The 20203-nt window shown below is 40.1% G+C and carries 19 protein-coding genes; 1 reads left to right on the top strand and 18 read right to left on the bottom strand.

The genetic code is table 11. The features are described from left to right. Positions 1-81: 81 nt before the first annotated feature. Both DV942_RS19030 and eno read right to left on the bottom strand, forming a co-directional pair. The gene (locus DV942_RS19030; protein ID WP_145860187.1) at positions 82-381 is read right to left on the bottom strand and encodes an FtsB family cell division protein; all 300 of its coding nucleotides are present in this window, start codon (positions 379-381) and stop codon (positions 82-84) included. A gap of 225 nt (positions 382-606) precedes the next feature. Beyond that, on the bottom strand, positions 607-1902 hold the full coding sequence (gene eno / locus DV942_RS19035; protein ID WP_145860189.1) for a phosphopyruvate hydratase: 1296 nt from the start codon (positions 1900-1902) through the stop codon (positions 607-609). 331 nt (positions 1903-2233) lie between these two features. On the opposite strand from eno, the gene DV942_RS19040 reads away from it, so the two are divergent. Then, entirely contained in the window at positions 2234-3634 is a 1401-nt protein-coding gene (locus DV942_RS19040; protein WP_145855910.1) for an IS4 family transposase, read from the top strand. Between the two features lie 207 nt (positions 3635-3841). Here the strand turns inward: DV942_RS19040 and DV942_RS19045 are convergent, their stop codons facing one another. The 16 genes from DV942_RS19045 to DV942_RS19120 form a co-directional block, all read right to left on the bottom strand. Continuing rightward, a complete protein-coding gene (locus DV942_RS19045) occupies positions 3842-4690 on the bottom strand; it encodes a DUF2911 domain-containing protein (protein WP_145860192.1) in 849 nt (282 codons plus the stop codon). 71 nt (positions 4691-4761) lie between these two features. Next, a complete protein-coding gene (locus tag DV942_RS19050; RefSeq protein ID WP_145860194.1) occupies positions 4762-5271 on the bottom strand; it encodes a GNAT family N-acetyltransferase in 510 nt (169 codons plus the stop codon). A gap of 31 nt (positions 5272-5302) precedes the next feature. Beyond that, complete coding sequence (locus DV942_RS19055) at positions 5303-5662, bottom strand: hypothetical protein (RefSeq protein WP_145860196.1); 360 nt, start codon at positions 5660-5662, stop codon at positions 5303-5305. 15 nt (positions 5663-5677) lie between these two features. Further along, positions 5678-7087 (bottom strand): D-alanyl-D-alanine carboxypeptidase/D-alanyl-D-alanine endopeptidase, encoded by a 1410-nt coding sequence (dacB, locus tag DV942_RS19060; protein WP_145860198.1) that lies wholly within the window; start codon positions 7085-7087, stop codon positions 5678-5680. A 106-nt stretch (positions 7088-7193) separates the two neighbouring features. Beyond that, entirely contained in the window at positions 7194-7796 is a 603-nt protein-coding gene (locus DV942_RS19065) for a CDP-alcohol phosphatidyltransferase family protein (protein WP_145860200.1), read from the bottom strand. 56 nt (positions 7797-7852) lie between these two features. Next, positions 7853-8842, bottom strand: coding sequence for an aspartate-semialdehyde dehydrogenase (locus DV942_RS19070; RefSeq protein ID WP_090986189.1), 990 nt, complete (start codon positions 8840-8842; stop codon positions 7853-7855). Positions 8843-9406: 564 nt separating this feature from the next. Further along, positions 9407-10276 (bottom strand): sugar phosphate isomerase/epimerase family protein, encoded by an 870-nt coding sequence (locus DV942_RS19075; RefSeq protein ID WP_145860202.1) that lies wholly within the window; start codon positions 10274-10276, stop codon positions 9407-9409. Positions 10277-10284: 8 nt separating this feature from the next. After that, the gene (locus DV942_RS19080; protein ID WP_145860204.1) at positions 10285-11160 is read right to left on the bottom strand and encodes a sugar phosphate isomerase/epimerase family protein; all 876 of its coding nucleotides are present in this window, start codon (positions 11158-11160) and stop codon (positions 10285-10287) included. Between the two features lie 8 nt (positions 11161-11168). Beyond that, a complete protein-coding gene (locus tag DV942_RS19085; RefSeq protein WP_145860206.1) occupies positions 11169-12059 on the bottom strand; it encodes a hydroxypyruvate isomerase family protein in 891 nt (296 codons plus the stop codon). A gap of 1 nt (position 12060) precedes the next feature. Continuing rightward, positions 12061-13299 (bottom strand): nucleoside permease, encoded by a 1239-nt coding sequence (locus DV942_RS19090; protein WP_145860208.1) that lies wholly within the window; start codon positions 13297-13299, stop codon positions 12061-12063. Positions 13300-13552: 253 nt separating this feature from the next. Beyond that, the gene (locus DV942_RS19095; RefSeq protein ID WP_145860209.1) at positions 13553-14233 is read right to left on the bottom strand and encodes a 3-keto-disaccharide hydrolase; all 681 of its coding nucleotides are present in this window, start codon (positions 14231-14233) and stop codon (positions 13553-13555) included. A 53-nt stretch (positions 14234-14286) separates the two neighbouring features. Beyond that, positions 14287-15744 carry a Gfo/Idh/MocA family protein gene (locus DV942_RS19100; protein WP_145860212.1) on the bottom strand — a complete coding sequence of 486 codons (1458 nt, stop codon included), beginning with the start codon at positions 15742-15744 and terminating at the stop codon, positions 14287-14289. A gap of 32 nt (positions 15745-15776) precedes the next feature. Beyond that, positions 15777-16163 carry a c-type cytochrome gene (locus tag DV942_RS19105; protein WP_090986173.1) on the bottom strand — a complete coding sequence of 129 codons (387 nt, stop codon included), beginning with the start codon at positions 16161-16163 and terminating at the stop codon, positions 15777-15779. 19 nt (positions 16164-16182) lie between these two features. Next, positions 16183-17235, bottom strand: coding sequence for a sugar phosphate isomerase/epimerase family protein (locus DV942_RS19110; RefSeq protein ID WP_145860214.1), 1053 nt, complete (start codon positions 17233-17235; stop codon positions 16183-16185). Between the two features lie 9 nt (positions 17236-17244). Continuing rightward, positions 17245-18402 carry a Gfo/Idh/MocA family protein gene (locus DV942_RS19115; protein WP_145860215.1) on the bottom strand — a complete coding sequence of 386 codons (1158 nt, stop codon included), beginning with the start codon at positions 18400-18402 and terminating at the stop codon, positions 17245-17247. Between the two features lie 85 nt (positions 18403-18487). Next, entirely contained in the window at positions 18488-20188 is a 1701-nt protein-coding gene (locus DV942_RS19120) for a GMC oxidoreductase (RefSeq protein ID WP_145860219.1), read from the bottom strand. Positions 20189-20203 lie beyond the last annotated feature (15 nt).

Here is a 20203-nt window from a genome sequence, read left to right on the forward strand (position 1 = left end):
TTAATTGATCGGCAAGTTGTTTAACAGTTGAACTTTAAACTAAATACTTTCAACTGAATACTGCACACTGCCAACTGAAAACTAATCTCTCTTCTCCTCCCTGATAATCACGAAAACATCTTCATTATCTTTCTTCATAAAGTATTTTTCGCGTGCAAATTTCTCTGCAGTATTTAAGTTGGTGTTCAGTTCGTTTAAATCCTTTTTAACCTGGGCGGTTTCTTTCTCGAAATATTCCTTTTCTTCCTGCAGTTTATTCGCCTGACTGCGGTATTCATATTGCGACATCATGTCATTTTTGTCGAAAAATAGCATCCACATCGCGAAAGCGACAGTTGCAAGGAAATATTTATTGCGGAAAAGATCTATTAAACGTTTCATATTTTTCTCGAAAACCGTCATTAAACCTTGCAGGTTTTTAAAACCTGTAAGGTTTGCTGAGCAAATATAGTATTAAATAAAAACATCCGAAGATTTAAAATCTCCGGATGTTTCGCAAATAAGTTTTTCAACTTGTTAACATCAAATTCGATTGTCGTGTTGAGCCCGTCTAAACACCTATCGAAAAGTTCTTCGACAAGCTCAGAATGACACTCATCATAAGAGTTATTTTTTCGCGTATTTGAATTTCGAACCGATGAAACGTGCGTTTTCGCCCAATTCTTCTTCAATACGTAACAATTGATTGTATTTTGCAATCCTGTCCGAACGTGAAGCCGAACCGGTTTTAATCTGTCCGCAGTTTAATGCAACAGCTAAATCAGCGATGGTAACATCTTCAGTTTCACCAGAACGGTGACTCATTACCGAAGTATAACCACTGTTTTGTGCTAAAGTAACCGCATTAATCGTTTCGGTTAATGAACCGATCTGATTTACTTTTACCAGGATAGAGTTTGCCGTATCTTCATCGATACCACGTTGTAAACGGGTTACGTTGGTTACAAACAAATCATCACCTACCAATTGAACGCGGTCGCCAACTTTATCAGTTAAAGTTTTCCAACCAGCCCAATCGTTTTCATCCATACCATCCTCGATAGAGATAATTGGATATTTCGCAGAAAGATCAGCTAAATATTGTGCCTGCTCTTCGCTTGAACGTATAGCACCTTTATCGCCTTCAAATTTGGTATAATCGTATTTACCATCTTTGTAGAACTCAGATGATGCACAATCTAGCGCCAAACAGATTTGTGAACCTGGTTGGTAACCAGCAGTTTCAATAGCTTTTAATACCGTTTCAATTGCATCTTCAGTACCATCAAAAGTTGGGGCGAAACCGCCTTCGTCACCTACCGCAGTAGATAAACCTCTATCGTGAAGGATTTTTTTCAAACTATGGAAAACTTCAGTTCCCCAACGTAACGCCTCAGAGAAAGAAGGTGCACCTACTGGCATGATCATAAACTCCTGGAATGCAATAGGAGCATCAGAGTGAGAACCACCATTGATGATGTTCATCATCGGGATAGGTAAAGTGTTTGCATTAACACCGCCAATATAACGGTATAATGGCTGGCCAATTTCGTCAGCAGCAGCTTTTGCAACCGCTAAAGAAACACCTAAAATAGCATTAGCGCCTAAGTTACCTTTGTTCTCGGTACCATCAAGGTCTAACATAAGTTTGTCAATTGCGTTTTGTTCAAAAACATCAATACCCCTTAATGCATCAGCAATTTTGGTGTTTACATTTTCTACTGCTTTTAAAACGCCTTTTCCTAAATATGTAGATTTATCTCCATCACGTAATTCAACAGCTTCATATTGTCCGGTAGATGCACCACTTGGTACTGCAGCACGGCCAAATGCACCTGCTTCTGTTGCAACTTCTACTTCTACTGTTGGATTTCCTCTTGAATCGAGGATTTGTCTCGCATGGACATTAACGATTATGCTCATTTTTATTTTAATTTTTGTTGATTTTTTAACCTGCTTAGTGTACAAAGTACAATTACTAAGCCCAACATCAAAGTTAGTATAATTTTTAAATAAATAAAGCGTTTTGAGGGTTAATGTTACGATAGTTGACTGAGTTAACAGATGGTTAATTTTAAGTTTATATTAGCGGCGAAACCGATGTAGGTTGCAGCTTAACAGGTATTGAGTACTGATGTTGGTTCGAAAAGCAATTGCAGTATTACTTCGGTTGGGGTTGGCCCCGCTTTTCATTACAAGGCCTCTCCCGATGAAAAATCCTACCGTGTGGACACAAATATTTTTAGTTTTGTAGATGTTATTATCAAATGGGTATAGAGATTGTTTTCCAGACAAGCGTTTAAATAACCGTTGTGTCGAGGTTATAAATAATTTGTTTACCAAAGGTGTCCATTCCATACGCCAACTGTCCGATAGCCTTTCACAGGCAAAAGGTTTTTATAGATTCCTGAAGAATGAGCGGGTTGAAGAAGATAGCATCATTTCCGATATATCCTCCCGTTGTGGAGTAAGTTGCAAGGGAAAAACAGTCTTATGCATCCAGGATAGTACAGAAATCAATATGTACAAACATAGAAACCGATTGCAAAAAGATGGTAGTTTAGGTACTACCAATGCAAAATTCCAAGGTTTGGGCTATTTACTCCATCCATCCCTGGTTGTGGATGCCCAAAGCTGTGTTCCCTATGGCTTTTCCTATATCAAAATTTGGAATAGGCCCGAGGTTCGGGTCAATAAACATGTGCGTAAATACAGCACGCTTCCCATACAGGAAAAGGAGTCATATAAATGGATAGAATCGTCCAAGAAGAGCAAAGAGGCTTTGAAAGAAGCTGAATCCATCATTATTGTACAGGATAGGGAAGGCGATATTTATGAACAGTTTTCCTGCATACCCGATGAAAGAACGGATTTGCTGGTGCGGGCAAGCACCAACCGTACCCTTACGGATAAAACAAAGCTTTTCGACGTGTTTGATGGTCACCCTGCCCAGGGCAGTTATCAGATTAAGGTTGAGGGCGATAAGAGAAAGAAGAGATCTACCCGAATAGCCGATATAGAAGTAAGGTATAAAGAGGTTGAGATCAAAAGAACCGGCACAAGTTCAAAAGAAAGCCCCGATACGGTTAAGCTATTCTATATCGAGGCAAAGGAGAAAGTATCAAAAGGCTGCAACAACCCTGTTTGTTGGAGGATCTTAACGACAATACCTTTAGAAAATATTGATATGGCGTTATGTTGTATAGAGTGGTACAGCTGGCGTTGGACTATAGAAGAAGTTTTTAGGATATTAAAAAAAGAAGGATTCAATATTGAGGCCAGCGAACTCGAATATGGTCAGAGTATTAGGAAATTAAGCCTTCTAATGTTGGATGTGATACTAAAGCTTTTTATGATGCAGCTCTCATATGCTGTTCCAGAGGAAGAAGGCCTCTGTGCCGAAAGCTGCTTTTCCAAACAGGAACAGGAGTGCAGCGAAGATCTTATCAAAATATTGGAGGGAAAAACTGAAAAACAAAAAAATCTATATAAAAAGCAGAGCCTAAAAAGACATGTTTGGACAATAGCCAGACTGGGGGGCTGGAAAGGCTATGCAAGCGAAAGACCGCCTGGAATAACAACATTATGGATTGGTCTACAAAAATTCGCTGAAATAAATATTGGATGGAGAATCAAAAATATCCCTGAAACTTAGCAAAAGATGTGTCAACACGGTAGGATGAAAAATCGGGATTGCGGCCTTTTCATTTCAATCGGGTTTAAATTACCTAGATTCGGTAAATTATAGGAAACAATGCCCGTGCTGAAGAAGCCGTCATCCCGATGCTATAGCTGTAAGATCAGGAGGCATTGGAATGGTGATATTTATCGGTCGGTGTCTCACCGACCGAATAGAGTTTCTTTATTTTTTAGCCTCCGCCAAAAGTTCTGAATTCAGGCGTACATATTCATCAATCTTTTGGGCTTTAGCGGCGTCAATGCCTTGTTGCGCTGTAATTGCAGCAGCAGCCTTATCGCCCATTTTTAACTGAATACGGCCTTTCCAGAGTTTAAACCAAGGAGCCTTTGGATCTGATTTTTCTGCTTCAGTCACCCATTCCAAAGCCTGTTTTAAATCTTTTCCATGCTGAAAATAGTATTGTGCGGCTGCAAAATAAGGTTTCTTTTCACCTTTCATGGCTTCGGCAATATTGGCCATTACTTTTTCATCAATAGAAGTGGTGATATTAACAGCATACGCGCTATTCTCCCACATCATGTTTAATGTTGCAGAAGTTTCGCTGACAGAGGAGAACTGCATGGTCAAAGTTTCAACTTTATCCTTTAGGGCTATCGTTTTTACTTTCACTCGAAGTATGTCGTCACCTTCCTTATAATCGTATGCACCCCACTGATCGGCAGTCTTATTGAAAATAACGGTCCACTCATTTTTACCAGGAATACTGAACAAGCTATATTCCCCTGCTGGTAAATCTTTACCTTCAACTTTAACGTCATCGGTAAATTTAACCCGCGTAGCAGCGTTTGCTCCGTTACGCCATACCACACCCATCGGTTCTATACCACCAAAAATTTTGCGGCCTTTTACATTCGGACGGGAATAGGTTAAGGTTATTTTGCCCAACCCAAAATCCTGGATTAAGGTTTGGCCACTACTTGGTTGAGGGAATTTTGCATCCTGGGCACCGGCGAAATGTGCAGCACCTAAAAGTGCAACAGATAGCATTAATGATTTGATCGATAATTTCATTATTTTGTTGTTTTTGCTTTTTGCGAATTTACGCAATAAGCGCTGGGTTTAACAAAAGTTTAATATCAACTCTAAATCAGCTGGTTTTTTCTGAAACCAAAAATCAGTTCATCAAAATATTCACCATTTTTAAAAATGGTCCCCTTTAATTCGGCTTCAAAAATAAAACCAGATTTCTGTAAAACCCTTTGTGAAGCCAGGTTGGTATGGGTAGTCCTCGCGAAAATTCTGTCGATCTCAAATGTTTTGAAACCATATTGTAGCATTTCTTTTATCGCAAGCGCAACGATGCCTTTGCCCCAATGTTCTTCCCCAATCCAATATCCCATTTCTGCACTTTTGCTGTAAATGTCTGCCAGTTGATGCACGCCTATAGAGCCAATTACTTCATTGTTTAATACAATGGCTTTGATCTGTAGGGGATCGTGACTCGAAGCCAATTGAATAAAAGCTTCACCATCTTTTTTTTCGTAAGGAAAAGGAAATTTATTGGTCAGGTATTTGGAAATGTTAAAGTTATTGGCATGTTTAACCAAATTTTCAATATCACTTTTTTGGTAAGGGCGTAAAATTAATTGCATTGGTTTAGATTTTGATCTGCCGAATGTAAAGCTAAATGTTGGCAAAAATAAAATTTAAACGCTGTAATTCCGTTTTAATCTGGTTCATACCAATTAAACCGCCAGACATGCCACTTGATTGCTGAAAAACATTTACGGTAAGTTCATTTTCTGCTCCTGGCATCATGGTTACGCTGAATTTGTAGTAGGTTGTAAATGCACCCAATAATAGTCTTTTTATGCGGCTGCCTTTTTCTAAAATTAAATTCCCGAATTGTTGATCTATTACCTTGTAGCCTTGTAATTCAAAAAGCCCGGTAATTTTTCTAGTCATTTCCTCAACAGAAATATCCCTGTACAGGTTTGAAATCAATCCGTCAACCGTTTGCAGGTTTTTTACAAAAAAAGTCATAATAGTAAACAGGGGTTATTTTAGTTCATCTAACACCTTAAACAACTTTTTGTTGATACTGTTTCCGCTGTAATTATTAATATTGATCACGACCACGTATTTATTGCCTGCCGCATCAGTGTGGTAACCTGCAAATGCCGAAACATCGTTAATGGTTCCGCTTTTAATTTTCATGCCATTGTATTCTGGTAGGGCTTTATAATAATCAGGGAACCAGTTTTCTTTTTGAATCTGGAAAAGTATATTAGCCATGGCAGAGGTCGTGACCCTATCGCCCGGAGAAAGTCCGCTGCCATCAATAATGTTAAGTGCCGTTTTATCGATTCCCTTACTTGCCCAAAAATTAATCTCAGTTTCTGCACCCTTGCTTGTTATAGCTTCTTTGCCTGATTTTATTGCAATGGTTTTCAAAAGTGATTCGCCATATAAATTAATACTTTTCTTTAAAAACCAATAGGTAATGTCGCTTAAACTTGGCGAACTGATGGTGTTTATTTTCTGTGTAACAGGAGGAATAACTTGATTATTCAGGGTCATCAATCTGGTGGTGGTGGCTTGCTGGCTGGTAGAAATTCCCAGTCTTTTCAATGTATCCTCTAAGCGGTAAGCGCAATCAAACGCAGGATCGGGCAAAGCAACCGAAATGCCTGTTTTAGCAACCCCCATTCCCCAGCTCCCGCGCAGGTAAGCCACATCGCTATAGGGTGGGAGAAAGGCATAACTTCTGTCGCCGGTACCAGACGCACCGGTTTTCAGCTCGTTTATAATCTGAATGTATGGAGTCGCCGGAACTGTTTTTACAATTTTTACCTCGTCAGCTGTGCTTCTACCAGGCCTAAGGTGAATATCAAATTGATTTTCCCGCCAGGCTAAGCCAGATGTTCCTGCGCCATAATAATTGCCTATATCCTGCCATACCCAACCTTCAGGCGTGGTTTGTGTGCCAAAGATACGGTCATCACCAATTATAGCACCATCAATTTTCTTAATTCCGGCCGCCTTTATGGCAGCAACCCATTGCGTTAAAACAGTATTTTCTTTGTTTTGATAACGCCATGAACCCAAAGTGGGGTCTCCACTGCCGATTATCATTATGTTGCCCTTTAAGGTTCCATCGTTGGTAACCGTACCGGTGTAAGCCAAAGTAGTCTGGTATTGGAAATCTTTTCCTAAGATGCTAAATGCAGTAGCTGCGGTGATGGTTTTCAAGGTCGAAGCGGTAGCCAAACCAATCTGTTCATTTTTAGCATATAAGGTTTTGCCTGTATTGGCATCCAAAACGCATAGCGAAACCATCGCATGCCTGGCCTGTTCATCATTTAATAGATTATTAAAAGCTTTTTCTATATTTTGGATTCTGTTTTGGGCAAAGCTCTGGGTAAAGAAGAAAGACAGGACGATGAAAAGGAGTGTGAAAAATTTCATTTGTGGTATAGTAGAAATCACTAAATTATATATAATTTGATGATTATGATCTCTTTTTTATATATAATTTAGTAATTACGAACGCTAAATTATACTAACTCAGAACTTAGCCATTAAACAGCTTATTCCGTTTAATCTCTTTTCCCTGTCTGAGTTTTACGGCATGATAAATCGATGGTACATCGTTTGTCCATTTTTTGAGGGCGAGTATAATAGCGAGTATTTCTGACCTTGTAGCCAGGCCGAGCCAGAAACAAATTTCAAAAAGCACGACCGATTCACAATGCACCATAATCTCAACCAGGGTGCCGAATATAGTAAGTGTCCAGATTTTAGCACCGATAGAGTGGGTAGCAATTTCCTTTTTAAATTTGATAAAACTTAACACATAGGTAGAGGCCTCAAAAGTACCCAGTACGATCAGTTTTATGAGATTGGTTTTAAAAAAATCAGGACATTGGATGTAGGTGGCAATTGCTACAGAAATAAAAAATACCTGGTCTATGCCGGAATCCAGGCGCCTCAGTTTTTCAGATGAGATATTGAGTTTACGGGCGATAATCCCATCAAACACGTCGGTTAACAAACCAACAGATAATAATGTAATGGCTAAAAAAGAATAATGGCTAACATGGAAAACGCTTAACAGAATAATTCCAAAACCGATAAGTAACCGGGAATAAATTAAAAAGATTGGAATATGTTTCATGATGGAATGCGCACAAAAAAGCCCCGATAAATCGAGGCTTTTACTTAATTTATGAATTAAACCAATTCTTTTTGAACCAGGTATTCGGCAATCTGTACAGCATTGGTTGCTGCACCCTTACGTAAGTTATCCGCAACAATCCAAAGGTTTAATGCTTTCGGTGCCGATTCATCTCTACGGATACGGCCTACAAAAACTTCATCTTTTTCATGTGCATCTTTTGGCATCGGGTATTTGAGGTTAGCCACATCATCCACAACAATTACGCCTGGCGCTTTTTCTAAAATACTACGCACTTCGGCTAAATCGAAATCATTTTCGAACTCGATATTAACCGATTCTGAGTGACCACCCATAACCGGGATCCGAACTGTGGTAGCGGTAACTTTTATGTTATTATCGCTCATGATTTTGTTCGTTTCCTTCACCATTTTCATTTCTTCTTTGGTGTATCCGTTATCAGTGAAAACATCAATATGCGGAAGCACATTTAAGTCGATTTCGTATGGATAAGCTTTTGGACCATCAATGCCTTTGCGTTCGTTCATCAACTGATCAACCGCTTTAACCCCTGTGCCTGTAACCGATTGGTAGGTAGAAACGATTACACGTTTGATTTTGTATTTATCGTGCAAAGGTTTTAAAACCACAACCATCTGAATGGTAGAACAGTTCGGATTAGCAATGATTTTGTTATCAATAGACAGTTCATGTGCATTAACTTCCGGTACAATTAACTTAATTGCGGGATCCATTCGCCATGCCGAAGAATTATCGATAACCGTTGTTCCGGCTTCTTTAAAACGCGGTGCATGTTCCAATGAAGTATTTCCGCCCGCTGAAAACAAGGCGATATCCGGTTTCATGCTGATGGCAGTATCCATGCTAACAATTGGGAACTTCTTACCCTTAAAAGTAATTTCCTTACCAACACTCTTTTCTGATGCTACGGGAATTAACTCTGTTAAAGGGAAATTTCTTTCCTCCAATACTTTTAACATGACAGTGCCAACCAACCCGGTGGCACCCACTACTGCTACTTTCATTTTAATTTTTTTTAATATTATTAATTATTTGATATGAGTTCAAATATGCTAAAAATTAAGCTGATATCCCTATTCTTGATAATTAAATTTGCTTTTTATGTTTAAAATTTTTGGTTTTCCATAGAAAATATGGTTAATGGCTAAATCGCTAATTCTATTTAGCAATGCTCGGTAGAAGGGTCGTCATCCGATAGCAATCGGATGCTACTCATTTTGCAATCTTAATACATAAGGCGCTTAGATTATTCATGCGTGTTTTTTTAGTCATGGGCATTCATAAATACTATGTTGTTCCCAATCAAGTGGCGAATGACTATTCGTTGGAGTTTTCAATTTTCATTGAGTAAAGACAATTAGATTTATAGCCGCTGCCATTAAAAAGGATTGTCGTCAGGTTTAGATAAACACGGACAATACTCGCAATAATAGATGAGTTTTGGGTTATGGAAGATAGGAGGAGATGTGATTTATGAAGATAGCTCTCTCCATTTCGCGTCAGTCGAGAGGACGACTAGCATGTATCAAACCCCGCAGGTTTCAAAAGTCTGCGGGGTTTGGATAAGTTTAAATCAAGTTCGCTTTAATATAATCGCAGCTGGTTTTGATCGATCCGATCGGATCTGGTTTATAGTTGGTTTCATGTTCTACAAAGAAATGCTGCATACCCGAAAGTTTTGCCTCAGCAAAAATCGGTTTGAAATCTATAGAACCGGTACCTACTTCAGCATTTAAGGCTGGATTAGTTTTATCCATATCTTTAACATGCCACATCGGGAAACGGCCAGGATATTTTTTAAACAAAGCCAATGGATCATTACCTGAACGCACAACCCAATATAAATCCATTTCAAAGTTGACCAGGTTTTTATCGGTTTCGCTTAAGTAAACATCATAACCGGTGGTATCACCCAATTTCTTAAATTCGAAATCGTGGTTGTGGTAGGCAAACTTTAGGCCCGATGCCTTTGCAATTTCAGCCACTTTATTAAAATCGTCGGCAGTTTTCTTAAAGCCATCTACACCTTTGCCCATATCAACATGTGCACCGGCAATGGTAAAATATTTACCGCCAATAGCTGCTGCTGATTCGATATCTGCTTTTAATTTGTCGGTTTTTCCGGTTTTAGAGAATTCGTCCATTCCATAATGCCCACTTGGTGCTTTCAAGCCGTTCGCATTTAATAATGCTTTAAACTCCTTAGGTGTTAAGCCCCAAAATTTTCCGTTAGAAAAGCCATAGGTTTCCACTTCTTTGTACCCGGCCTGCGCTACTTTTTCGATAATGCCTTTCACGTCTTTCGGTAATTCTCCACGCAAAGTATAGAGCTGTAAACCAACATTTTTGCTGGCTTTATCAAAGGCAAAAGAGGGGATCAGCAATGCTGCTCCGGCCGCTAATCCTGCCTGCTTTAGGAATGTCCTTCTTGAATTCATCTCTTAAACTAAATAATCTCTTTTTTAATATAAGCACAACTTGCAGCAACAGATTCCATCGGATTTGGTTTGTAGTTGGTTTCATGCTCTACAAAGAAATGTTTCATGCCCGAAAGTTTGGCCTGTGCAAAAATCGGTTTAAAATCTATAGATCCGGTGCCTACTTCTGCGTTTAAGGCCGGGTTGGTTTTATCCATGTCTTTAACATGCCACATGGTAAAACGTCCCGGATTTTCTTTAAACAGTTTTAAAGGATCGTTTCCTGAACGTACCACCCAATACAGATCAAGTTCGAAATCAACCAATTTTTTATCTGTCCCTTTCAACAGGATTTCGTATCCGGTAGTATTGCCAATTTTATCGAATTCGAAATTGTGGTTGTGGTAAGCCAGGCGAATACCTGCCGCTTTGCACATTTTTCCAGCTTCGTTTATTCTGGAGGCAATTTTTTGATAATCTTCAGCATTTTTTCTGAGGCTGGTATCTAACCAAGGGATGGTTACATATTCGCTTTTCAGTACTTTCGCTGCTGCAATTGCAGCCTTTAATTCGGTGGTGTTGCCATCACTTAAATAAGTCCCTAAACCGTAATGGCCACTTGGTGCCTTTAAACCGTGAGCATCCAACAATGCTTTAAATTCTTTAGGCGTTAAACCCCAAAACTGATCCTTTATCGAAAAACCATAGGTTTCTACTTCCTTAAAACCTGCTTTGGCGATTTTTGCAATCGTCCCTTTTACATCTTTAGGCAACTCATCTCTTAAAGAATACAACTGGAGGCCAACAACTCTTTTATTATCCGCTGCAAAAGCAAATGACGGAACGATCAGTGCCGCTGCTGCAGCCACGCTGCTGTTGATTAGAAAATTTCTTCTTGATATCATAATGTAGATTAAATATCGCAGATGGATACAGCCTTTTTCAATGAGGCTATTTTATCTGCATGTTTAGGTATAAATTCTTGTGCAACGTAACCTTTAAAGCCGGTTTCGGCAATGGCTTTCATAATGGCAGGGTAATACAATTCCTGCGTATCGTCTATTTCATTACGGCCTGGTACACCAGCGGTGTGGTAGTGCGCAATGTATTGGTGGTACTGCCTGATGTTACTGATTACATCACCTTCATCAATCTGCATGTGGTAAATATCATATAACAATTTGAGATTTTCAGAACCCAGGCGTTTGCAGAGTTCAGCACCCCACGATGTCCTGTCGCATTGGTAATCTTTATGGTTTACTTTGCTGTTTAGCAACTCCATAACCAATACCACCTTGTGCTTTTCGGCCAATGGAATTAACTGTTTTAATCCTTTAACACAATTGTTCCAACCGGTTTCATCGTCTTTACCACGACGGTTTCCACTAAAGCAGATCAGGTTTGTATAACCGGCTTCAGCCACCAGCGGAATCATTTTGGTATAATTTTGAACTAACTTTTCGTGGAATTTTTCGTCGTTAAAACCATCTACTAAGTTAATCTCGGCTCCATTGCACATAGTTGATTCTAAGCCATGTTTTTTTAATGTAGGCCAATCGTTCGGACCAACCAGATCAATTCCTTTGATTCCTATTTTTTTTGCCTCAATGCAAAGCGCTTCAACATCAAAGCTGCTAAAGCACCAGCGGCATACGGCATGGTTGATATTTCCTTTTAGCCTGAGTGGCTCGTTTGATTCTGTTTTGTTCATGGCTAGGGCGGAGAGGCCTGAAGAAACACCAACTGCTGCGGTTCCTGCAACAATATTCTTTAATGCATTTCTTCTATTAATGTTAGAGGTCATATTAAACAGTTTTAACTTCTACTTCTGATTTGGTTTTATCGTTAAATAATAAAGCAAATAATAAGAAAACTGCAGCTGCAATTCCTGCTGGAATAATCCACACCATTTTCCAGTCAGTTACATCCCCTGTTTTATACATATCTGTAATTAAGCCCGCTACTTTAAACCCAATTAACATACCAACGCCATAGGTAGCTAGGGTGATAATACCCTGAGCTGCGCTTTTAAATTTTTCTCCTGCTTTTGAGTTGGTGTAAATCTGACCGGAAACAAAAAAGAAATCGTAGCAAACACCATGGAGTGCGATACCTATAATGAGCATAAAACTTAAGCTGCCGGCATTGCCATAAGCAAAAAGAATATAGCGTACCGCCCAGGCCAGCATACCAACTATAATGGTTTTCTTGAAGCCGTATTTTGAAAAGAACACAGGAATAGCCAGCAAAAATAATGCTTCGGAAACCTGACCAATTGCCATTTTACCTGTTGGGTTGGAAACTTTGATATCAGCCAGGAAAAGGCCTGCATTTTGATAATAAAAGGCTAACGGGATACAGATCAGGATGGAAGAAATAAAGAAGACAGCAAAATTTTTATCTTTTAACAATTTCAATGCGTCTAATCCTAAAATGTCGCCTACTTTTATTTTTTCGTCTTTGGCAACCTTTGGCGGAGTTGCAGGTAGAGTAAAACTAAACAATCCCAATACCAAAGAAGCGATGCCAGCCATCAGAAAGGTGCTTTTTAATAATCCGGCTTGAATTCCTTCCGGAGAATCCCAGTGGAAGGCAAAACTGATCAATAAACCAGCGATGATCCAGCCTATTGTACCAAATACCCTGATGTTAGCAAATTCTTTTTCCGCATCTTTCATTTGGTTGAATGAAACAGAGTTTACAAGCGCAAGGGTTGGCATAAACAAAATCATGTAAGCTAAAACGTAAGGGTAGAAAACACTTACATCCGGCGCACTATACATCTGGTACATTAAAATAGCACCAATAATGTGTAGAACACCCAAAATTCTTTCAGCGTTAAAATATCTGTCGGCGATAAGGCCTATTATAAATGGAGCAATAATGGCGCCCCATGATTGGGTTGAAAATACAGAACCAATTTCAGAGTTGGTTGCTTTCAGGTTGTTGTTTAAGAATGCTCCTAAAGTTACAAACCATGCGCCCCAGATAAAGAACTCAAGGAACATCATGGCAGAAAGTTTAAAGCGGGTAGTGCTATTCATTTGGCTGTTAATTATGTAAGATGGTTAAGGTAAGAGGGATGAAGGAGACGTATCCCCGTAACTCATCTTACAACTTTATAATATTTTAACTGGATTTGGTAAGAGGGTCTTTGTAATTCAAATTATACATTTCCCTCTTACATTTTCTATTTTTCTAATTCTTTTTATGGAGATGTTGTAGCTACACCATCTGAATTTTTAAGAGGGAGACGGAATTCACATTATACATTTTCCCTCTTACATTTTCCGTTTCCTATAGTTCTTTGATAGAGATGTTTTTGTACCAAACTTCATCTCCATGATCCTGTAGGGCAATTTTACCGGTTTTAAAAGTTCCCCAGTTTTCCCATGTGGCAAATTTGCTTCCTGCAACAATCTTTTTCCAGTTATCATCCCAAAGGGTTGTTTTTACTACTTCAACACCGTTCAAAATTAAAGTTAGCTTTCCTTTTTTGCTGATGATTTCAGCTTTGTTCCACTCGCCAACCGGTTTAACGGGTTCTGACGAACTTTTTACCAAATCATAAAGATCGCCGGCACGGTGTTTTGTGATTTTTCCATCAGGGTGGCCATCATTATCGATTACCTGCATTTCTAAGCCGGTAGAATAGGTAGCATGGTATTTAGGCTCTTCGTGAACATAAAAAATAAGGCCGCTATTTGCTTTTGGAGCTACTTTCCAGTCATACTTTAAGTGGAAATCACCATATTCTTTATCGGTAACCAAATCGCCACCACCGTCTTTACCTTTCTTAGCTAAATCCAGGTGTAATGCACCATCCTGAACCTGCCAGCCACTACCAACAGTAGTTTTATTGTAAGTATGCCAGCCAATTGTGGTTTTACCATCAAAAAGTGGTTTAAAGCCTTTTTGTGCTTTTGATATTTGTGTAACTGCCAGCACAATGCAAGCAGAAAGAAAGATTTTTTTCATTTTTTTTAAATTAAACCTCCTAGGTTTTTTAAAATCTGCGGGGTTTGTAATTATTAAAGTGTTAAATTGTTCCAGCCTTTACGGTATTCGCGTTTAACAAACTGGTTTGCTTCATCAAAGTTGGTCACTTTCATTTTATCGTTATCCCAAAGCATTTTCATATACCGGCCCGGGTAACTGGTCTTGCCATTTACCGTTTTTTGTACATCAAAACTTCTGATGGCCAGGTTGGCCATCAATAAAGCCTCCGTTAACGGACCAGCAATTTCGAAAGGCGAACTCACTTCTTGTTTGCCGTAACCAGCAATTGCCGCTTCAACCCATTGCTTGTAGTGTCCGTTTGCTCCATCTGGTACCCGGGCATATTTTGGCGCAACTTTAATGTCCTTGTTTTTACTTAAAGGCAATAATTTAGGGTTTGCACTATAAGTTTCGGCCATCATCTTACCTTTTGTTCCGATAAACAACGTACCATTGCCACCATCGCCAAAAGTTTCATTCGCTTCTAATTCTTCCGGACGTTCTGGCTGGATCCCACCATCCATCCAATGTAGGGTAACATCACCTTTGGTTTTATCCGTTTTAGGGAACTTTAAGGTAACATGGCTTGACGGCGGGCAGCTTTCTGGGAAATAACCGCGTTTAAATTCATCCACATAAACAGAACCTACACTGGCCTGCACCTCTTTGGCATATTTTAAATTTAATACGCTAAAAGGAGCTTCGATTAAGTGGCAACCCATATCGCCTAAAGCGCCTGTTCCGTAGTCCCACCAGCCGCGCCAGTTAAATGGAACCAATTTATCTACATAGTCCTTTTCAGGGGCTGTTCCCAACCATAAATTCCAGTCTAATTCTTTAGGGATTTCTGCTTTTTGACTTGGCCACGGAATACCCTGAGGCCATACCGGGCGGTTGGTCCAGGCATAAACTGTATGCACATCGCCGATTAAACCCGCTTCGTACCATTCCTTCATCTGGCGTGGACCATCATTTGATGCCCCTTGATTGCCCATTTGCGTAACCACTTTATATTTTTTTGCGGCTGCGGTCAGAATCCGCGCTTCATAAATATCGTGTGTTAGTGGTTTTTGAACGTAAACATGCTTACCCAGCTGCATGGCAGCTAAAGCCTGTATGGCATGGTTATGATCGGGAGTAGAAACAGAGACAGCATCGAAGTTTTTATGCTCTTTATCCAGCATTTCGCGCCAATCTTTATAATATTTTGCTTTAGGGAAAGCTTTTACGCTAGTTGCCGCGCGACGATCGTCTACATCACACAGGAAAGCAATATCTGCTTTTCCACTTTTGTAAAACATATCCAAATCGCTTTGGCCTTTTCCGCCAACCCCAATGCCGGCAACCAATAGGCGATCGCTCGGTGCTAAATAGCCAGTTCCGCCCAAAACGTGGCGCGGAACAATCATAAAGGCAGCGGCAGCGATTGCTGAAGTTTTAATAAAATCACGGCGGTTACTCGTGTTTTTATTTTCATGCTCTGTTTTCATATTTAGTAAATCGATTTGCTAGCTAACTTCGACTATTTTTTCTTTAAAGATAAAATATACTTTACCATAAGTTTGGCATCATCTTTTTTAAGCGTAGCATGTGCGGTCATCGGCATATTGCCCCAAACACCTGTTCCACCTTTAATAATCTTATCGGCCAACATGTTGATATTTTTTTCGGTAGCCGGATATTTTTTTGCGATATCTACGTACGCAGGGCCAATAATTTTATTGGTTTTATTATGACAGCCTAAGCAGTCTGATTTGTTGATCAGCTTTTCGCCCGGATTTGATTGAAAGGCAGCGTGGGTTGTTGTAGTGGCTGTTGCAAGCACAGCCTTCTCTTTTGCTAAATCAGCCTTTGAAAACGACGCCATAAAAATGACTACAGCGCCTAAAATTAAAAATGTTTTTTTCATGTTGTGTGTGTTGTTATTTTTATAATCCTAATATTCTTTTATTGAAAGCGCTGTCACTGCCCGATGCAGCAAAATCATCAAATGCTTTATCAGTTACATTAATAATGTGCTTTTTGATAAATTCTGCACCTTCCCGGGCACCATCCTGCTGGTTTTTAATGCAGCATTCCCATTCCATTACAGCCCAACCTTTAAAATCATACTGGGCTAATTTACTAAAAATGGTTTTAAAATCAACCTGTCCATCACCCGGCGAGCGGTAGCGACCTGCGCGGTTTGCCCAACTCTGGTATCCGCCAAAAGTGCCCTGTTTGCCTGTAGGATTAAATTCTGCATCTTTTACATGGAAAGCTTTGATACGTTCGTGGTAAAAATCGATGTACTGAATGTAATCCAATTGTTGCAACACAAAGTGAGATGGATCATACAATAAGCATGCCCGCGGATGATTATTCACTGCCGCAAGAAACATCTCGTAAGTTTCACCATCAAATAAATCCTCTCCGGGATGGATTTCGTAGCAAACGTCTACACCACATTGGTCAAATTCGTTTAGGATCGGTGTCCACCGTTTTGCCAGTTCTGCAAAACCTTCTTCAACCAATCCGGCCGGACGTTGAGGCCAAGGGTGAAAATATTGCCATAATAATGAGCCACTAAACGTTGCATGTGCATTTAAACCCAGGTTCTGCGATGCCTGTGCAGCATATTTCATCTGTTGTACAGCCCATTCCGTTCTGGCTTTTGGGTTTTTATGTACATCTTTTGGCGCAAAAGCATCAAATAAATCATCGTAAGCAGGATGAACGGCAACCAACTGACCTTGCAGGTGTGTTGACAGTTCGGTTATTTCCAAACCGTAGGTTGCAATCTTACCTTTTAACTCATCAGCGTAGGCTTTACTTTCTGCTGCTTGTTTAAGATCAATAAAGCGGGTATCAAGGGTTGGCATCTGGATGCCTTTAAAACCTAAATCTGCAGCCCACTTGCAAATGCTGTCTAGTGAATTAAATGGTGCTTCGTCGCTTATAAACTGTGCTAAAAATACAGCTGGTCCTTTTATTGTTGTCATGCCGGGTTGTTATATTTTATAGTCGAACCATTTTTGGTCTGATTGGCCAGAAGCCACTACATTTTCAATAAATGCCATTCCTCTGATTCCATCTGAGGTTCCGGGGAAATCAAGCATTTCTGGCGTAGGTTGTTCATTGTTTAATTTTGCATCTACAGTAAGTGCAAAGTTTTTATAGATATTGGCAAAAGCCTCTAAATAACCTTCAGGGTGGCCACCCGGTGTACGGGTATTGTGTTTTGCAAAACTATCCATATAGCCGTTACCTGTTCTGTAGATCTGAGCTGGTGCGTCTAACCATCTTACAATCATGGTATTGGGTTCCATTTGGTGCCATTCTAAGCCGCCTTTTTCGCCATAAACCCTGATTTTCAATGCGTTTTCCTCGCCGGCAGCAATTTGTGAGGCCACCAGTACGCCATTGGCGCCATTATCGAATTTTAAGAGTACGTTACCGTCATCATCAATGGCTCTGCCGGGAACTACAATATTTAAATCAGCACAAATTTTAGTGATTTTTAATCCCGAAATATATTCAGCTAGGTGTGCTGCATGTGTACCAATGTCGCCCATACAACCACTTTTACCAGTTTTAGAAGGGTCGGTACGCCAGGCTGCCTGCGCATTGCCTTCACGTTCAGAAAGTGTGCTTAACCAGCCTTGCGGATATTCTACTACAATTTTACGGATAGCACCTAATTTGCCTTCGCTTACCATTTGTTTGGCTTGCTTAACCATTGGATATCCAGAGTAGGTGTGGGTTAAACAAAGGGTTAATCCCGTTTCTTCCACTTTAGCATGAAGTTCTTTTGCTTCTTCTAAAGTTAACGTCATTGGTTTCTCAATCACAACGTTAAATCCTTTGTCCAATGCCATCATTGCCGGGGCAAAGTGGGCAAAGTTTGGGGTAACAATGGTTACAAAATCTATTCTTTCGTCTGCTGGCAACTCACTTTCTTTGGTCAGCATTTCTTCATAGTTGTTGTAAATCCTGTTATCGGGAAGAAAAAGCATTTTTCCAGATTCGTATCCAACTTCAGGATTTACACTTAGCGCTCCGGCAGATAATTCGATCAGGCCATCCATGTTAGCGGCCAAACGGTGTACGGCACCGATAAAGGCGTCTTTTCCACCGCCTATCATGCCCATTCTTAATTTTCTTTTCATGTTTGAATTATGGGGTATAGGGCTAAAGGTTTAGGGCATAGGGTTTTTTAACCTTACACCTTAAACCTTCTACCTTAAACCCTTTCTAGATATTCTTTTTCTTTAGTTCTTTTACTGCATAATCAGCAGCACGCGCAGTTAGCGCCATAAATGTTAACGAAGGGTTTTGGCAAGCGATTGATGGCATGCACGATCCATCGGTTACAAAAACATTGTTCACTTCGTGCATCTGGTTCCATTTGTTGAGCACTGAAGTTTTTGGATCGTTACCCATTCTGGCAGTACCCATTTCGTGGATCGCCATGCCCGGATAGCAGCCATTATCATATGTTCTGATATTTTTTATGCCTGCTCTTTCTAACATTTCAGCAGCGTCATTCATCATATCCACACGCATTTTTTTCTCGTTCTCTTTGTATTCGCAATCAATTGCCAATACAGGCTGACCCCATTTATCTTTTTTGGTTTTATCAATGTAAACCTTGTTTTCGTAGTAAGGCAACATTTCCCCGAAACCGCCCAATCCCATGGTCCATTTTCCCGGAGTGGTCATTTTTTGTTTCAGATCTGCACCAAACGATAATTCAGCAACATCATTTTGCCAGTTGCTTCTACTCGCACCGCCCTGGTAACCGAAACCACGTAAATAGTCGCGTTTATCCTTACCGATGTTCTGGTATCTTGGTACATAAATACCGTTTGCACGGCGACCATACGTGTATTTATCGTCAAAGCCTTCAGCCTCTCCGGAAGCTCCGCAACGGAAATGGTGATCCATTAAGTTATGGCCCAACTGGCCGCTGCCATTGCCCAGTCCATTAGGATGTGCTTCTGATGTTGAATTCAATAAGATAAATGTAGAGCCTAATGTAGAACCGTTTACAAAAATGATTTTTGCATAAAACTCCATCGTTTTATTGGTTTCTGCATCAATAACCATTACGCCTTTAGCCTTCTTGGTATCCTTATCATATATGATATGATTTACGATTGAGTATGGACGCAAAGTTAAACGTTTGGTTGCCATTGCCGCAGGCAGGGTTGAAGACTGCGTACTAAAGTAAGCGCCAAACGGACAACCGCGGCTGCACAGGTTTCTGTATTGGCAATTGCCACGGCCTTTGTGCGGAACAGTGAGGTTAGCCACACGGCCAATCATCATAATCCGTTCTCTTTTATAATGTTCTTCTATCCGCGCTTTTACCGATTTTTCTACAATGTTTAAATCCATCGGAGGCAGGAACTGCCCGTCCGGGCAAGTTGGCCAGTTTTCGTTAGAACCACTGATACCCGCAAAACGTTCTGCATAATCGTACCATGGAGAAAGTTCTGCATAGCGGATCGGCCAGTCGTTTCCATGGCCATCTTTTGCATTATCTTCAAAGTTGTGGTCGCTTAAACGGTAACTTTGACGGCCCCACATCAATGATTTACCTCCTACATGGAAACCACGGTACCAATCGAAACGTTTATCTTCGGTATACGGGCATTCTAAATCGTTTACCCACCATTTTTCGTTTGCTTCCTGGTATGGATAATCCCTTTTTTGTACCGGGTGGGTACGTTTTTGCTCTTCGGTAAGTCTGCCTGCATGTTTAAAATCCCATGGATTTTTCATCGCATTTTCATAACCGGTAATGTGCTCAATGTTCATTCCTCTTTCGAGCATCAGTACACGTAGACCTTTCTCGGTAAGTTCTTTTGCAGCCCAGCCGCCACTAATCCCCGATCCTATAACAATAGCATCGTAAGTATTTTCTGCTTTTAAATTCGTATTTAAATTCATGGTGTTTTGTAGTTG

Source organism: Pedobacter suwonensis, assembly GCF_007833675.1.
GTDB lineage: Bacteria > Bacteroidota > Bacteroidia > Sphingobacteriales > Sphingobacteriaceae > Pedobacter > Pedobacter suwonensis.

Bases quoted from the DNA above. Each gene is read 5' to 3' on its own strand.
- DV942_RS19030 (WP_145860187.1), bottom strand. From the start codon at position 381: ATGAAACGTTTAATAGATCTTTTCCGCAATAAATATTTCCTTGCAACT.
- eno (WP_145860189.1), bottom strand. From the start codon at position 1,902: ATGAGCATAATCGTTAATGTCCATGCGAGACAAATCCTCGATTCAAGA.
- DV942_RS19040 (WP_145855910.1), top strand. From the start codon at position 2,234: ATGTTATTATCAAATGGGTATAGAGATTGTTTTCCAGACAAGCGTTTA.
- DV942_RS19045 (WP_145860192.1), bottom strand. From the start codon at position 4,690: ATGAAATTATCGATCAAATCATTAATGCTATCTGTTGCACTTTTAGGT.
- DV942_RS19050 (WP_145860194.1), bottom strand. From the start codon at position 5,271: ATGCAATTAATTTTACGCCCTTACCAAAAAAGTGATATTGAAAATTTG.
- DV942_RS19055 (WP_145860196.1), bottom strand. From the start codon at position 5,662: ATGACTTTTTTTGTAAAAAACCTGCAAACGGTTGACGGATTGATTTCA.
- dacB (WP_145860198.1), bottom strand. From the start codon at position 7,087: ATGAAATTTTTCACACTCCTTTTCATCGTCCTGTCTTTCTTCTTTACC.
- DV942_RS19065 (WP_145860200.1), bottom strand. From the start codon at position 7,796: ATGAAACATATTCCAATCTTTTTAATTTATTCCCGGTTACTTATCGGT.
- DV942_RS19070 (WP_090986189.1), bottom strand. From the start codon at position 8,842: ATGAAAGTAGCAGTAGTGGGTGCCACCGGGTTGGTTGGCACTGTCATG.
- DV942_RS19075 (WP_145860202.1), bottom strand. From the start codon at position 10,276: ATGAATTCAAGAAGGACATTCCTAAAGCAGGCAGGATTAGCGGCCGGA.
- DV942_RS19080 (WP_145860204.1), bottom strand. From the start codon at position 11,160: ATGATATCAAGAAGAAATTTTCTAATCAACAGCAGCGTGGCTGCAGCA.
- DV942_RS19085 (WP_145860206.1), bottom strand. From the start codon at position 12,059: ATGACCTCTAACATTAATAGAAGAAATGCATTAAAGAATATTGTTGCA.
- DV942_RS19090 (WP_145860208.1), bottom strand. From the start codon at position 13,299: ATGAATAGCACTACCCGCTTTAAACTTTCTGCCATGATGTTCCTTGAG.
- DV942_RS19095 (WP_145860209.1), bottom strand. From the start codon at position 14,233: ATGAAAAAAATCTTTCTTTCTGCTTGCATTGTGCTGGCAGTTACACAA.
- DV942_RS19100 (WP_145860212.1), bottom strand. From the start codon at position 15,744: ATGAAAACAGAGCATGAAAATAAAAACACGAGTAACCGCCGTGATTTT.
- DV942_RS19105 (WP_090986173.1), bottom strand. From the start codon at position 16,163: ATGAAAAAAACATTTTTAATTTTAGGCGCTGTAGTCATTTTTATGGCG.
- DV942_RS19110 (WP_145860214.1), bottom strand. From the start codon at position 17,235: ATGACAACAATAAAAGGACCAGCTGTATTTTTAGCACAGTTTATAAGC.
- DV942_RS19115 (WP_145860215.1), bottom strand. From the start codon at position 18,402: ATGAAAAGAAAATTAAGAATGGGCATGATAGGCGGTGGAAAAGACGCC.
- DV942_RS19120 (WP_145860219.1), bottom strand. From the start codon at position 20,188: ATGAATTTAAATACGAATTTAAAAGCAGAAAATACTTACGATGCTATT.